12 protein-coding genes are annotated in these 14,291 nt (G+C 69.4%); 3 read left to right on the top strand and 9 right to left on the bottom strand.

Annotated features, from left to right (window positions below; all coding sequences use genetic code 11):
• Positions 1-142 precede the first annotated feature (142 nt).
• Positions 143-349 (top strand): hypothetical protein, encoded by a 207-nt coding sequence (locus P9849_RS04430; RefSeq protein ID WP_278268483.1) that lies wholly within the window; start codon positions 143-145, stop codon positions 347-349.
• A 51-nt stretch (positions 350-400) separates the two neighbouring features.
• On the opposite strand, the gene P9849_RS04425 is transcribed toward P9849_RS04430, so the two are convergent.
• The 3 genes from P9849_RS04425 to P9849_RS04415 all read right to left on the bottom strand — a co-directional run bounded on the left by P9849_RS04425 (position 401) and on the right by P9849_RS04415 (position 5,121).
• Positions 401-1,387, bottom strand: a complete 987-nt coding sequence (locus P9849_RS04425) for a hypothetical protein (protein ID WP_278268482.1) — start codon at positions 1,385-1,387, stop codon at positions 401-403.
• A gap of 25 nt (positions 1,388-1,412) precedes the next feature.
• Positions 1,413-2,720 carry a phenylacetate--CoA ligase PaaK gene (gene paaK, locus P9849_RS04420; RefSeq protein WP_278268481.1) on the bottom strand — a complete coding sequence of 436 codons (1,308 nt, stop codon included), beginning with the start codon at positions 2,718-2,720 and terminating at the stop codon, positions 1,413-1,415.
• Positions 2,721-2,877: 157 nt separating this feature from the next.
• Positions 2,878-5,121, bottom strand: coding sequence for a heavy metal translocating P-type ATPase (locus P9849_RS04415; protein WP_278268480.1), 2,244 nt, complete (start codon positions 5,119-5,121; stop codon positions 2,878-2,880).
• 122 nt (positions 5,122-5,243) lie between these two features.
• Here P9849_RS04415 and P9849_RS04410 point away from each other — a divergent pair, with 122 nt between their 5' ends.
• Together P9849_RS04410 and P9849_RS04405 are read left to right on the top strand one after the other, a co-directional pair.
• Positions 5,244-5,849, top strand: coding sequence for a helix-turn-helix domain-containing protein (locus P9849_RS04410; RefSeq protein WP_278268479.1), 606 nt, complete (start codon positions 5,244-5,246; stop codon positions 5,847-5,849).
• 162 nt (positions 5,850-6,011) lie between these two features.
• Complete coding sequence (locus tag P9849_RS04405) at positions 6,012-6,914, top strand: EamA family transporter (protein ID WP_278268478.1); 903 nt, start codon at positions 6,012-6,014, stop codon at positions 6,912-6,914.
• A 17-nt stretch (positions 6,915-6,931) separates the two neighbouring features.
• Here the strand turns inward: P9849_RS04405 and P9849_RS04400 are convergent, their stop codons facing one another.
• The 6 genes from P9849_RS04400 to P9849_RS04375 form a co-directional block, all read right to left on the bottom strand.
• The gene (locus tag P9849_RS04400; RefSeq protein ID WP_278268477.1) at positions 6,932-7,447 is read right to left on the bottom strand and encodes a hypothetical protein; all 516 of its coding nucleotides are present in this window, start codon (positions 7,445-7,447) and stop codon (positions 6,932-6,934) included.
• A 248-nt stretch (positions 7,448-7,695) separates the two neighbouring features.
• Positions 7,696-9,555, bottom strand: coding sequence for an ABC-F family ATP-binding cassette domain-containing protein (locus P9849_RS04395; protein WP_278268476.1), 1,860 nt, complete (start codon positions 9,553-9,555; stop codon positions 7,696-7,698).
• A gap of 125 nt (positions 9,556-9,680) precedes the next feature.
• Positions 9,681-10,613, bottom strand: a complete 933-nt coding sequence (locus tag P9849_RS04390; RefSeq protein WP_278268475.1) for a 4-(cytidine 5'-diphospho)-2-C-methyl-D-erythritol kinase — start codon at positions 10,611-10,613, stop codon at positions 9,681-9,683.
• Positions 10,614-10,615: 2 nt separating this feature from the next.
• Positions 10,616-11,509: a 16S rRNA (adenine(1518)-N(6)/adenine(1519)-N(6))-dimethyltransferase RsmA gene (gene rsmA, locus P9849_RS04385; RefSeq protein WP_278268474.1), complete on the bottom strand. Its 894-nt coding sequence runs from the start codon at positions 11,507-11,509 to the stop codon at positions 10,616-10,618.
• 166 nt (positions 11,510-11,675) lie between these two features.
• A complete protein-coding gene (locus P9849_RS04380; RefSeq protein ID WP_278268473.1) occupies positions 11,676-12,833 on the bottom strand; it encodes a resuscitation-promoting factor in 1,158 nt (385 codons plus the stop codon).
• A gap of 309 nt (positions 12,834-13,142) precedes the next feature.
• Complete coding sequence (locus P9849_RS04375) at positions 13,143-14,093, bottom strand: TatD family hydrolase (RefSeq protein ID WP_278268472.1); 951 nt, start codon at positions 14,091-14,093, stop codon at positions 13,143-13,145.
• Between the last annotated feature and the right edge of the window lie 198 nt (positions 14,094-14,291).

Below are 14,291 nucleotides of genomic sequence, written 5' to 3'. Positions count from 1 at the left end.
GGCCACGGGACCTCACTTCGCCGTCGACCTTGCACTTTCTCGGGCATACAGCCATCCAGCCCCGAGAAACTGCAAGGTCAACCTGGAACTCTGGCTCCCCGGGGGGTGCCGCACGTGGCGTGGCGGTCGTAGCATGGCGACTATGACCGCACCACGGAAGTTCAACTGGCTCGCCTATGTGGTGAGCATGGGGCTCTACGCCGCGTCGTGGGGACCGCTCGGCTTCGTCAACGGGTTCCTGCTCGCCTGCGCGGGCCTGGTCGTCGTCGTGCTGTGGCAGCGGTCCGTCCGCCGCCACACCCCCGACCTCGCCGCAGTCCCCGGCCTGACGACGCCACGCCGCCGTTGACCTTGCACTTTCTCGGGCTCGCAGCACCCTGAGCCCCGAGAAAGTGCAAGGTCAAGCTGCGTTCGGAAGCGCCCCCAGCAGCCCACGGACGAGCAGCACTTCGCTGTCGGATGCCAGGAGCGCGAGTTCGCCCCGGAGATCGACCAGCCCGAACCCGGCGGCGCCTCGCACCGTGGGGACCTCCCTCAGCGCTCCGGTCTCAAGCTCCATGAGCCGCTGCCGCCCCTTCCACTCGCCGCTGCGGAACACCGGCGTCAGAATGGCGGAGGTGCCGTCCGAGGTGAAGCGGGCGCGAATGCCGTGCTTGCCGGGCATCTTCTTCCAGCCGCTCTCCTCGAACACCCGCCGGGCGACGTGACCGCCGTCGTCTAGTGCGGCGAGAGTGAAGAAGTCGGAGCCGTACTTCAGCAGGCTCATGGAGTCGCTGCCCTGAGCCGCGGCGTAGCGCGTGCCGTCCACCTCGACCACGTCGCCGACGATGGGCGCCTTCGCTCCGCCCGGCGCCGTCGTCGTCCGCCCGCCGGCCATCGGGAACTCCTTGCCGTGCAGCAGCGAGGTCCCCTCCCAGGCCAGGATGCCGTCCTCGACACGGAGCGCGGCGACGGTCCGTGCGTTCTGAAACGTCACGGGATCGGACAGGATCACGCTCCACGAACCGTCAGCCGCCGGTCGCGCGATGCCGCCCACCGGGAACTGACGGCCATGCTCCGCAACGGCCTCCGTCCCAGCGATCGAGACCGTTTCTGCTGTGCCGAGGCCGCCGTCGGTCACCACCGCGGTCCGATCATCCACGAGCACGACGACGCCGGCCGCCTCGCGGTCGACGATCACGGGCTGTGCGCCGAAGGCCCCCTCCGGCAGCGGCAGGCGCGTGACCTCACCGGCCGTCGTGACGCGGACGAGCGCCAGCCCGAAGACGCCGCGGTCCTGCACGGTGACGACACCCAGGACGGACCCGTCCGCGCGCAGGCAGACCGTCGGAGGATGAGGAAAAGAGAGCGACCCGTCCCCCAGGTCGACACGAGCGATGATCTCCATGCACCGAAACTATCAGCCCCGCAAGCTACCTCTTCGGGCGGCTGTCGACGATCCGGCGCATCTTGCCGTTGGACCGTTCCATGCTGCCCGGGATCACGACGTCGACGGCGACCGTGACGCCGATCTTGCTCTTGACCAGTCGTTTCAGCGTCATCGCCGCGGCGTGCGCGGCTCCGGGGGTGACGCCGTCGCGCTGTTCGACCCGCACGGTCAGCTCGTCCAGCATGCCCTGCCGCGAGAGGTGGCACTGGAAATGGGGCGAGAGTTCCGGGGTGTGGAGGATGAGCTCCTCGATCTGCGTGGGGAAGAGGTTCACGCCGCGCAGGATGATCATGTCGTCCGTGCGACCCGTGATCTTCTCGATCCGGCGCATGGTGCGCGCGGTGCCCGGCAGAAGCCGCGTCAGATCGCGGGTGCGGTACCGGATGATCGGCATGGCCTGCTTGGTCAGGGACGTGAACACCACCTCGCCCTCCTGGCCTTCCGGCACCGGTTCCAGGGTGATGGGATCCACGATCTCCGGGTAGAAGTGGTCCTCCCAGACCGTCAGCCCGTCCTTGGTCTCGACGCACTCGCTGGCCACCCCCGGACCGATCACCTCGGACAGCCCGTAGATGTCCACGGCGTGCATGTCGAGGCGCTCCTCCATCTCGCGGCGCATGTCGTTGGTCCACGGTTCGGCCCCGAAGATGCCCACCTTGAGGGAGGTGGACCGCGGGTCGACACCCTGGCGCTCCATCTCCTCGATGACCGCGAGCATGTAGGACGGGGTGACCATGATGATGTCCGGTCGGAAGTCCTGGATGAGCTGCACCTGGCGCTCGGTCATGCCGCCGGAGACGGGCACCACCGTGCAGCCCAAGTGCTCCGCGCCGGCGTGTGCGCCGAGGCCGCCGGTGAACAGGCCGTAGCCGTAAGCGTTGTGCAGCATGTCCCCCGGGCGGCCGCCGGCGGCCCGGATGCTGCGGGCCATGACCGTGGCCCACATGGCCAGGTCGTCCTTCGTGTAGCCGACCACGGTCGGACGCCCGGTGGTCCCGGAAGAGGCGTGCACCCGCGCCACCTGCTCGCGCGGCACGGCCAGCATCCCGAACGGGTAGTTCTCCCGGAGATCCGCTTTGCTGGTGAACGGGAAGCGGGACAGATCCTCCAGGGAGGTCAGGTCCTCTGGATGGACCCCGGCCTCGTCGAAGGCCTTCCGGTAGTGCGGGACGTTGTCGTAGGCGTGACGGAGCGTCCATTTCAGGCGGTCCAGCTGCAGCGCCCGCAGCTCATCGACGGAAGCGGTCTCGATGGGGTCCAGCTCATCGGGACGCGGAGTCAGGTCCTGCATGCTTCACTCCTCCAGCTCAAGGGCGCGCAGTATTACTTACCGAACATTCGGTACTATAGCGTGTTCCACGTCACACCGATAGGCCCGTCCACTCCCCAGAAACGCCGAAGGACCCGTCCGATCACCGGACGGGTCCTTCGCAGATGGCGCGCGAGGGTCAGGACACGGCGTTCCTGGAAGCCAGAGCGCCCTTGAACCGCCGGAGCCGCAGACTGTTCCCCACCACGAACACGCTGGAGAAGGCCATGGCCGCCCCGGCGATCATCGGATTCAGCAGTCCGAGCGCAGCCAGCGGGATCGCCGCCACGTTGTAGGCGAACGCCCAGAACAGGTTGACCTTGATGGTGCGCAGCGTCGCCCGCGAGAGCCGGATCGCGTCGACGGCTCCGAGCAGGTCGCCGCGCACGAGGGTGAGGTCGGACGCCTCGATGGCCGCATCCGTCCCGGTCCCCATCGCCAGGCCCAGGTCGGCGGCCGCGAGCGCCGCGGCGTCGTTGACCCCGTCGCCGGCCATCGCCACCACGCGCCCTTCGGCCTGGAGCCCGCGCACCACGTCCACCTTGTCCTGCGGCAGGACCTCCGCGACCACCCGCTCGATCCCCACCTCGGCGGCGATGGTGCGCGCCACGGCCTCGTTGTCACCGGTCAGCAGGACCGGCTCGAGGCCGAGACCCTTGAGCCGGCGGATCGCGTCGGCACTGCTCGGCTTGAGCCGGTCGGCGACGGTCAGTACCGCTCGCACTTCACCGTCCCAGCCGACGACGACGGCGGTCCGCCCCTGCGCCTCCGCCTCGACCTTGGCGCGGCGGAGTTCCTCGGGCAGGGTCAGCCCCTCCGCGGCCAGGAAGGCTTCGCGGCCTGCGAGGACGCCCACGCCCTCGACCGTTCCGCGGACGCCGAGACCCTGCTCGTTCCGGAACCCGGAGACCGGCGGGAGCTCCCCGGCCTCCGCCTCGGCCCCGCGCGCGATCGCCCGGGCGATCGGGTGCTCGCTCGCGTGCTCCAGGGCTCCGGCCAGACGCAGCGCGGTCAGGCGGTCCGCCGGGTCCCCACTGACCGTCAGGACCTGGTCCAGTTCCATCTTCCCGGTCGTGACGGTGCCGGTCTTGTCGAGGACCACGGTGTCGACGCGGCGCGTGCTTTCAAGGACCTCCGGGCCCTTGATGAGGATGCCGAGCTGCGCGCCGCGCCCCGTGCCGACGAGGAGCGCGGTCGGCGTCGCGAGACCCAGCGCGCACGGGCAGGCGATGATGAGGACGGCGACTGCGGCGGTGAACGCTGCGGCGACGGGCTGGCCCAGCAGGAGCCAGGCGGCGAGGGTGAGCAGCGCGATGCCGATGACCACCGGCACGAAGACCCCGGAAATCCGGTCCGCCAGCCGCTGGACCTCGGCTTTGCCGGACTGGGCGTCTTCGACGAGGCGGGCCATCTGAGCGAGCTGAGTGTCGTTGCCGACGCGGGAGGCCCGGACCACCAGACGGCCCGAGGTGTTCACGGTGGCGCCGACGACGGCGTCGCCGGGTGCGACATCCACCGGGACCGATTCGCCGGTGATCATCGAGGCGTCCACGGCCGAGACGCCGTCCACCACGCTGCCGTCAGTGGCGATCTTCTCGCCGGGCCGCACGACGAACTCATCCCCCACGCGGAGCTCCGCCACGGGGATGCGGTGCTCGCCGCCGTCGCGCAGGACCGTCACCTCCTTGGCGCCCAATTCCAGGAGGGCCCGCAGCGCGGCGCCGGCCTGGCGCTTCGAGCGCTTTTCGAAGTACCGGCCGGCCAGGAGGAACATGGTCACCCCGGCGGCGACTTCCAGGTAGATGTTGCCGGCGCCGTCGCTGCGCTGAATGGCGAACGAGAACTCGTGGCGCATCCCGAGCATGCCGGCGTGGCCGAAGAACAGTGCGTAGAGGGACCAGAGGTAGGCCGCCAGCGTGCCGACCGAGACCAGGGTGTCCATGGTGGCGGCGCCGTGGCGGAGGTTGGTCCAGGCCGCCCGGTGGAACGGCCAGGCGCCCCAGAGGATGACCGGCGTCGCCAGGATCAGGGACACCCACTGCCAGCCGGTGAACTGGAACGCCGGGACCATCGACAGCACGATCACCGGAACCGCCAGCACCACGGAGGTCCAGAGACGGCGGCGCAGGGAGTTCAGCTCCGTGTCGTCCTGAGGAGCCTCCTCCTCGTGAACGGTGGCGCCGTAACCGGCCTGCTCCACCGTGCCGATGAGCAGCGCGACGTCGAAACCTCCGGGCGCCGTGACGCGGGCTTTCTCGGTGGCGTAGTTGACCGTGGCCTCGATTCCGTCCACCTTGTTGAGCTTGCGCTCGATCCGGTTGGCGCAGGAGGCGCAGGTCATCCCGGTGATGTCGAGTTCGACTTCGGTGGCGGTGCTGCTCATGTGGTTCCCCTTTCACCATGATCATACCCCCTGGGGGTATCTCCAGTTCAACATACCCCCAGGGGGTATCGCATCGCAAGCAATCCTTCCATAGTGCACGATTCGTGCACTATGATGCACTCATGGATGAAGCGGCGGAATCACTGGCACAGGCGATCGGCGCCCGGGTCCGGCAGGAGCGTAAAGCCCTCGCCTGGACCCTGGATCAGCTCGCCGACGCCGCGGGCGTGAGCCGCCGCATGGTCGTCAACGTGGAGCAGGGCTCCGTGAACCCCAGTGTCGGCACCCTGCTGCGGCTCAGTGACGCACTCGGCGTCGGACTCCCCGCGTTGGTCGAGCCGCCCGCGACCCGCGCGGCGAAAGTGACGCGGCACGGGGAGGGGGCGGTCCTCTGGACCGGAGCGGCCGGTGGCCGGGGTGTGCTGGTCGCCGGCACGCAGCCGCCGGACGTGGTCGAACTCTGGGACTGGACCCTGGCGCCCGGCGAACTCCACGTCAGCGAAGCGCACTCCGAGGGCACCCGTGAACTCCTGCAGGTGCAGGTGGGCGCGATCGTCGTGACAGTGGACGGGCAGAGCTACGAACTCGGCGCCGGCGACGCCCTCTCCTTCTTCGGCGACTCGGATCACTCCTACCGGAACCCCCACGCTGACCCCGCCCGCTTCCTCCTCACGGTCCACGAACCCGGCGTCGGCACCCCGCGGACGCTCGACACGGAGCACGGCTGACGGCAGGCGGCGGCGCCGCCTGGGGGCCGCTCGAAGGCGCCGGCGCTGTGCCGGCGACGACCCCCGCAGGGGGCTCCGCGCTTCAGGCCACTGCGCTTCAGAACCCCGTGCTTCCGCACCCCCTCTCAACTACTCACTCGAACCACCCACGAACGGAGCATCATGACCACCCGGAACGGCACCGTGCGGATCCCCGCCTGGTCCATGGCGATCGCCGCCATGCTCATGATCCAGATCTCGAACGCGTTGTCGGTCGGGGTCATCGAGCACATCGGACCCGGTGGGACCGCTTGGCTGCGCATGTGTTTCGGCGCCGTCTTCCTCCTGCTCATCGCGCGGCCGTCCTTCCGTTCGATCACACGTCAGGATGTCCCGAAGCTGCTGGCGCTGGGTGTCGTCACCGGGTTCATGACCACGTTCTTCCTCGCGGCCGTGGAACGGATCCCCCTCGGCACCGCCGTGGCGATCGAGTTCCTCGGTCCGCTCACCGTCGCCGGGCTGGCCGGCAAACAGCGCAAGGCGCTCCTCTGGCCCGTGATCGCGCTGCTCGGCGTCGTGCTGCTCACTGAGCCATGGCACGGCGGCGTGGACCTGCTGGGTGTCGGATTCGCCCTGCTGGCGGGGGCCTGCTGGGGGCTGTACAACGTGCTCACCCAGCTGGTCGGCGACCGGTTCTCCGGCATCAGCGGCCTGGCGCTCACCATCCCGGTCGCCGCCGTCGCGACCACCGCCGTCGGCCTTCCCCAAGTGCTCGACGGCGACCTGGACTGGGTGCTGCTGCTGGTCATCGCGGGGATCGCGCTCATCACGCCGGTCATCTCGTTCGGCCTGGAGATGCTCGCGCTGCGCCGCATGAATCACACGGCGTTCGGCACCCTTCTGGCGATCGAGCCGGCGTTCGGCATCCTGATCGGCCTGCTGATCCTCAGCCAGATGCCCACCGTGATGCAGATGCTCGGGATCGCCCTCGTGGTGTTCGCCGGCGCGGCGGCTCAGCGCGGCGGCGGACGGACGATGGAGGACCCGGTGTCCGGGACGCCCGATCTGGCCGAACAGGAACGCTGAGCCAGCCCCGGCCCGGATCAGCCGAGGACCGCGGCGGACATGAGCGCCGTGGCTCCGCCCATGAGAAGGTACTGACCGCGCACCGCGGACCCCGGGGCCCTCGCCACGCCCCACAGTGAACCCGCGACGTGGCACAGCACCAGCACGACCGTCAGGACCCACAGCAGCCCTCCCGCGGACGCGTGGCCCGCATGCGCCGTCTCGGACGGAATGCCGGGACCAGCAGCCGGGTGCATGAACAGCAGGAGCACCGCCATGACGAGGAGCCCGAGGCTGTCGTGCAGGGTGGCGACGCAGCCCTGCCGTTCCCGCCGGCTCAGCGCCGACAGCGCGATGGCCGACAGCACCAGCAGCGGCACCCAGAACACGACGCTCAGAAGCCCCAGATAGGCCACGTCCACCATCGCGACGAGCATGAGGACGCAGCCGGTCAGTCGGGGCAACCGCGGCCGGTCACGCCAGCCCGGATGCACCCCGACCGCGACGGCGGTGAGCATCACCGCGGCCAGGTGCAGCAGATCATGGAACGGCACGGCCCTCCCCGGAACTCGGCTCCGGCCCCTTTCCGGCCGGACGTGTGCCTCAGCGTAGGCACGGCCCCGTGGCCTCATCGCCGTTGCGGACGACCTCTCTCGCGCCCGGTCAACCCCGGCCCCGATCCATGCCCTGAGGTCCAAGCCTGGTCTTTAAACGATCGACTGCTCCGTAGGATGTCAATTCCCGAGATTTTCGAGAGATTTCGGCATCGTGTGGAGCAGTCGATGGGAAGTCAGGGGCGACGTTACTCCCCCAGGACCTCGGCGGCTTCGAGCCACTCCATCTCCAGGGTCTCCTTCTCCTCGAGCACCTCGTTGAGCTGGGTGTTCAGCCCGCCGAGGGCGTCGAAGTCGCCCATTTCGGAGGCCGTGGCCATCTGCCCGTGCAACTTCTCCTCCTGCTGCGCGAGCTTGCCGAGCTGGCGTTCGATCCGGTTGATGTTCTTGCGCGCCTCGCGCTTCTCCGCCTCGCTGGCCCCCGACGACGGCGCGCCGCCGCCCGGGGTGCCCGCCGCGCCGGAGCCGCCGGCCGCCGTCGGGCCGCTCGCCTTCCCGGACGAACCGGCCAGTGCCGCCTCGCGCAGCTCCAGATACTGGTCCACGCCCCGCGGAAGCCCGCGGAGCTTGCCGTCGCCCAGCAGCGCGATCTGGTGATCCGTCACGCGTTCCAGCAGATAGCGGTCATGGCTGACGACCACGAGCGTGCCGGGCCAGCCGTCCAGGACGTCCTCCACCGCGGCGAGGGTATCCGTGTCCAGGTCGTTGGTGGGCTCGTCAAGCATGAGCACATTGGGCTCCCCCACCAGGAGACGCAGGAGCTGGAGGCGTCGCCGCTCGCCACCGGAGAGGTCCCGGATGGGCGTCCACTGGCGGGCGTTCGTGAAACCGAGCTGCTCGACGAGCTGCCCTGCGGTGAGGTCCTTGCCGCCCACGCTGAAGGACCGCTTCTCACGTTCGATCAGCTCGACCACGCGCAGATCGTCCACCTCGCGCAGTTCGTGCACTTCCTGGCTCAGCACAGCAGGCACCACGGTCTTGCCGCGCTTCACCTTGCCGCTCGTGGGAGTGACCTCCCCGGACAGCAGGCGCAGGAGCGTGGACTTGCCGGCGCCGTTCACGCCGACCAGACCCACCCGTTCGCCCGGGGCGAGGCGCAGCGTGATGTTGTCGAAGAGCGGCGCGCCGCTCCGGTCCTCGGCCTCGCCCGGGGCGGGACGGCGGTCCAGGGTGACATTCTCCAGGTCGATGACGTCCTTGCCCAGGCGGGCCGTGGCCATCTTGTTCAGTGCCAGGGTGTCGCGGGGCGCGGGGACGTCCTCGATCAGGGCGTTGGCCGCCTCGATGCGGAACTTCGGCTTGGAGGTGCGGGCCGGGGCGCCACGGCGCAGCCAGGCGAGTTCCTTCTTCACGAGCTGCTGACGCTTGGCCTCCACGACGGACGCCATGCGGTCCCGCTCGGCACGGGCCAGGACGTACGCCGCGTAGCCGCCCTCGAACGGGTCCACGACCCCGTCGTGGACCTCCCAGGTCTTGGTGCAGATCTCGTCCAGGAACCAGCGGTCGTGGGTGACCACCAGGAACGCGCCCTCGGTGGCGCGCCAGCGGTTCTTGAGGTGACGGGCCAGCCAGGCCACGCCCTCGACGTCGAGATGGTTGGTGGGCTCGTCCAGCATGATGACGTCGTGGTCACCGATCAGGAGTTTCGCCAGCGCGACGCGGCGCTTCTGCCCGCCGGAGAGGCTGTGGACGCTGGAATCCCAGTCCACGTCCCCCACGAGGCCGCCCATGATCTCGCGGATCTTCGGGTCGGCGGCCCACTCGTGGTCCGCCATGTCCCCCACGATCGCCTGGCCCACCGTGTCGTCGCCGTCCAGCACGTCCTGCTGGTCCAGGTATCCCACGCGCAGGTCGCGGCGCTGCGTCACGCGGCCGTCGTCGGGCTGCGCGCGCTGGGCCAGGAACCGCATGAGCGTGGACTTGCCATCGCCGTTGCGGCCCACGATCCCGATCCGGTCGCCGTCCTCGAGTCCCACCGTGACGCCGTCCAGGACGGTGCGGGTGCCGAAGGACACGGCGAGGTTCTCGCCGCCCAGAAGATGTGCCATGTGCTGCTTTCGTCGGTGTTTCCGGTTCTGAGAGCCGTGCCGCGCGGATCCGGAGGACCCGCCCTCACGGCGCGCTGAACCTGTCTATCGTAGGCGCATCGGCCGGGGTCCGTGCCGTGGCCCTCTCATGGATGCACGAAGGCGCCGGGCGACGGCGCCGTGAGCACGAACGACCCCAGGCCGCGATGGCTGAAGCCGTCCGCGAGTCCGCGGGCCGCCGTCGTGTCCTCGCAGAGGAACGCGACCGTAGGGCCGGAGCCGGACACGATGCCCGCGAGGGCGCCCAGGGACTCCCCCAGGCCGAGCACGTCGCGCAGTTCCGGGGCCAGATCCAGGGCGGCGCGCTGGAGGTCGTTGACCATGAGCGTGGACAGCACGTGGCTGTCCGGAGTGCGCAATGCCGCCAGGATCGCGGCGTCCACGGAGTCCGGCTCCGGCGCGGCAAAGCCTTCGGCCTCGCGGAGCGCGTCGAGACGACGGAACACCTCGGGGGTCGAGAGCCCGAACGCGGCCGGGACCACCACCCAGTGGAGTTCGCCGTGTACCAGGGCCGTGGTGAGTTCATCGCCCACGCCCAGGCCCACCGCCGCTCCGCCGAGCAGGCAGAAGGGAACGTCCGCTCCGAGCCGGCTTCCCAGGCCGGCCAGTTCCTCACGGCTCAGCCCGCACTCCCACAAGGCGTTGCAGGCGACCAGCGCGGCGGCGGCGTCGGCGGATCCTCCCGCCATGCCGCCCGCGACCGGGACCCGCTTCACGATCTCCAGGCGCACGGCCGGCTCCAGTCCGCAGTGCGAGGCGAGGAGCGCGGCCGCGCGGTACACGAGGTTCCGGGCATCCAGAGGGATGGTCTCCGGGTCCACGTCGAGGGTGCTGTCCGGTGAAAGGACCACCTGGATCCCCGGTTCGTCCAGGAGTGAGGCCCGTACCTCCTCACGCAGGGACACGGCGAGGAACACGCTCGCGAGGGAGTGGTATCCGTCCTCCCGGAGCGGGCCGACGTGCAGGGAGACGTTGATCTTCCCCGGCGCGGAGGCCGTCACGGAGTTGCCGCGGCGCATCCTCAGGCCTCCAGGGGGATCCGGGCCTCGGCGATGCGAGTGAAGGCGCCGATGTCCAGAGTCTCGCCGCGGGCGCTCGGATCGACGCCTGCGAGGTGGAGATACCGTTCCGCCTCGGCGCCGTTCCCGGCCCAGCCGGACAGGGCGGCGCGGAGGGTCTTGCGGCGCTGCGCGAACGCCGCGTCGATCACGGCGAAGACCTCTTCGCGGCTCGCGCGGGACGTGGTCTCCTCCTCATAGCGCTCGAAGGAGACCAGCCCGGAGTGGATCTTGGGCGCCGGCCAGAAGACGTTCATCCCGATCACCCCGGCCTTGCGCATGGTGCCGTACCAGGCGGCCTTGACCGACGGCACGCCGTAGATCTTGGAGCCGGGTCCTGCGGCGAGGCGGTCCGCCACCTCGTCCTGCACCATGACCAGGCCGTGCCGGATGGTGGGGAAATGCTCCAGGAGGTGGAGCACCACCGGCACCGCGACGTTGTACGGCAGATTGGCGACGACGGCGGTCGGCTGATGCGGCAGCTCGGTGACCTTGAGGGCGTCCTGGTTGATGAGGGTGAAGCGCTCGGCCGCGCCCGGCCGGAATTCCTCCACGGTGGTGGGCAGACGGCCCGCCAGGACCGGGTCGATCTCCACGGCCACCACGTGGGCGGCGGCGTCCAGGAGGCCCAGAGTCAGGCTGCCCAGACCCGGGCCGACCTCCAGCACGGTCTCCGACGGGTCCAGTTCGGCGGCCGCCACGATCCGTCGGATGGTGTTCCCGTCGATCACGAAGTTCTGCCCCAGCGTCTTGGTGGGCCGGACGCCGAGCTCCTCGGCCAGACGGCGGATGTCCGCGGCGCCCAGCAACGGGGTGGGGTTCGTCGCGGCGTCGGGGTTCTGGGCTGCATCACTCACCCGACAATCCTACCGACCCGGCGGTCACAGCCCACTCCCTGTGGACAGCGGGGCCCGGTCGGAGCCACGCGCCGGGGTCTCACCAGGCGGACACGACGACGGCGGCCGGCGACCTCCGTGGGGAGGTCACCGGCCGCCGTCGTTCAGCTGGTGAAAGGAGCGCCGCTTATCCGGCGGCCCAGGCGCAGCCCCAGGGGGACAGCCCGCGCTGGGCGTACACGCGGTTGGCGATGTCGATCTGCTGCTCGCGGGTGGCGAGGCTCGCGTTCGGGGCGTACGCGCCGCCACCGGCGCCGAGCCAGGTCCCGATGTCGAACTGCAGGCCACCGTAGTAGCCGTTGCCGGTGTTGATGGACCAGTTGCCGGTCGACTCACACTGGGCGATGCGGTCCCACATACCGGCGTTCACAGCGGCCGGAGCCGCGGCGCCGGTGTTGGAAGCAGGCGGGGTGGCGGGAGCCGCGGGGGCTTCCTTGGTGCCGACCTCCACACGCTGCGTCACGGGCTCGGCCGTGACCTTGCTGGTGACCAGGGTGCGGGTCGCTTCCTTGCCGTCCACGATCACGAGGCGGAAGGTCTTCTCGACCGAACCGGCCACGCCCTCGGTGGTGACCTTCTCCACGCCCTTGTCGAGCTTGGCGGAATCGGTCTTGACCACGTCGAACGGAATCTCTTCCTTCACGGTGGCCGTGCGGCTCTTGTCGATGTTGCTGACCTTGACGGTCATGTTCGCGGTCACCGGAGCGGTGGCCGGGAGGGCCGAGACGTCGTTCTTGCCGAGGACGACCTTGGCTTCCTTGAGGACGTCGCCGACCGTGGCGGCGGTGGTGGTCAGCTTGCTGCCCTTGCCGCGGACGATCAGGTTGACCTTCTTAGGGGTGGAGATGGTGAGGCTGGTGCCCTTGACGTCGAGGGTGGCGTCGGCCGGGAGGGACACGCGGGAGGTGTCCTTCACGCCGAGTTCCTTGATCAGGCCGGCGACGGTGCTCTCGTGGGTGTCGACCTCACGCGCCGCACCGTCCACGACCACGGAAACCGACTTGGAGCGGTTGATCCGGACTTCGGTGCCGTCCTGCACGCCGCTGTTCAGCGCGGGAACCACCTTGTCCTTGTCGGCGATGTCGATGTTGGCGCTCTTCACGACCTGCTCGACGTTGCCGCCGAAGGTCTGGACGGAGCTGACTCGGCCGTCTAGGTTGATTTTCACGGTCTTGTTGTTGACCACGAAGGCCAGGAGGCCTCCGACCAAGGCCAGGATCACCGCGAGCTGAACGCCCACCTTGACGGGACTGATCTTTCCGTCAGTTGCGAAGATTTTGTTCACTACTACCCAAACTACTGGTGCGTCCGGGCACGGGGAACAGGGGCCTCGCAAGGCAAGGCCTGATGGTCGCCCGGGGCCTCTCGGCACACGGGTGTCCATGGTTCACAACGAAGTGTCATTCGTCCGCAGGCCTTCCCCGACCCCGGCTATCTGTCATCCACTGTAACCGAAGCGTTATAAAACAGCCAAGCCCTGAATGCCGTCCGCGACACGCGGAGTCGCGCAGATCCCGCCCGTCGGGTACGGTACGCACTCGCCGCCTCCGCTCGGCCGGCGTGCGTCAGCCCAGTTCAGCGGGTGGTTCGGGACTCAGTCCCAGCTCCCGTACGCCGCCTCGGTGTTGCGCGCGACGTCGGCACACAATTCATCGAGATCGGTCTCCAGAGCTTCGGCCATGGACCGCATCGTGTAGGGAATCATGTAGCTCGCGTTGGGCCGGCCGCGGTAGGGGTGAGGGGTCAGGAACGGCGAGTCGGTCTCCACCATGATCAGGTCCCGGCGGGCCGTCCTGAGGGCGTCCCGCAGATGCCCGTTCGCCTTGAAACCGACCGGCCCGGCGAAGGACATGTACCACCCGTGCTCATTGCAGACGGCCGCGAGCTTCTCATCGCCGGAGAAGCAGTGGAAGACCACACGCTGCGGCTGTTCCTCCTCGAGCAGGATCCGGACGACGTCGTCGTGCGCGTCCCGGTCGTGGATCTGCAGCGTGAGGCCGAGCCGGCGCGCGATGTCGATGTGACGGCGGAAGGAGTAGTGCTGAATCGCCTGCTCCTCCTCCCCCTGGGTGCGGAAGTAGTCCAGGCCGGTCTCGCCGATCCCTCGCACGCGCGGATGAGCTGCGAGATCCTCGATCTCCTGCAGTGCGTCCTCCAGCTCGCCGCGCGCCGCGTACAGCGGGGCGTCGTTCGGGTGGATGGCCAGGGCGCCCAGCAAGCGGCGGTCCTCGTCCAGCGCCCGGACCGTGAAGCGCGCGGATTCCAGATCACAGGCGACCTGCACGGCTGCTTTGACCCCCACGGCCTCGGCGGCGTCGAGGGCGTCCTTGACCGAGACCTCCACCAGGCCGTCCCGGAAGTTCAGGTGAGTGTGGTTGTCCATGACCGGGACCCGCAGGGGTTCCGGCGCCGGAGGATAGTCGAGCTTCCGCTTGCGGCCGGCCTCGTCCTTGGTGGACCGCACCGAATCCGCGGGTCCGTCCTGCCCGTTCTCCGGGGCTTCCTCGGGGCGGCGGTAAGCGAACGGGGTCTCGGGAGCACACATGATTCCAGCGTAATACGCGCCCGCACGCGGAACTCGACGGGCCCCCGCCGTGGCCCGCCACCCTATGACGCGGTCGCCGCGATGAGTAGGCTGTGAGGAAGTGAGCCACGTTACACCACGTCAGACTCGGCTTCTGGGGGCTCGCGCCGAGTGAAGGAGAGGTCGGTCGTGTCAGATCCGGGTTTCATCGAGGGCGCA

It is taken from the genome of Arthrobacter sp. Y-9 (genome assembly GCF_029690065.1).
Lineage (GTDB): Bacteria > Actinomycetota > Actinomycetes > Actinomycetales > Micrococcaceae > Arthrobacter_E.
The sequence above is the reverse complement of the archived record's forward strand: the minus strand, read 5'-3'. Positions and strand labels throughout refer to the sequence as shown.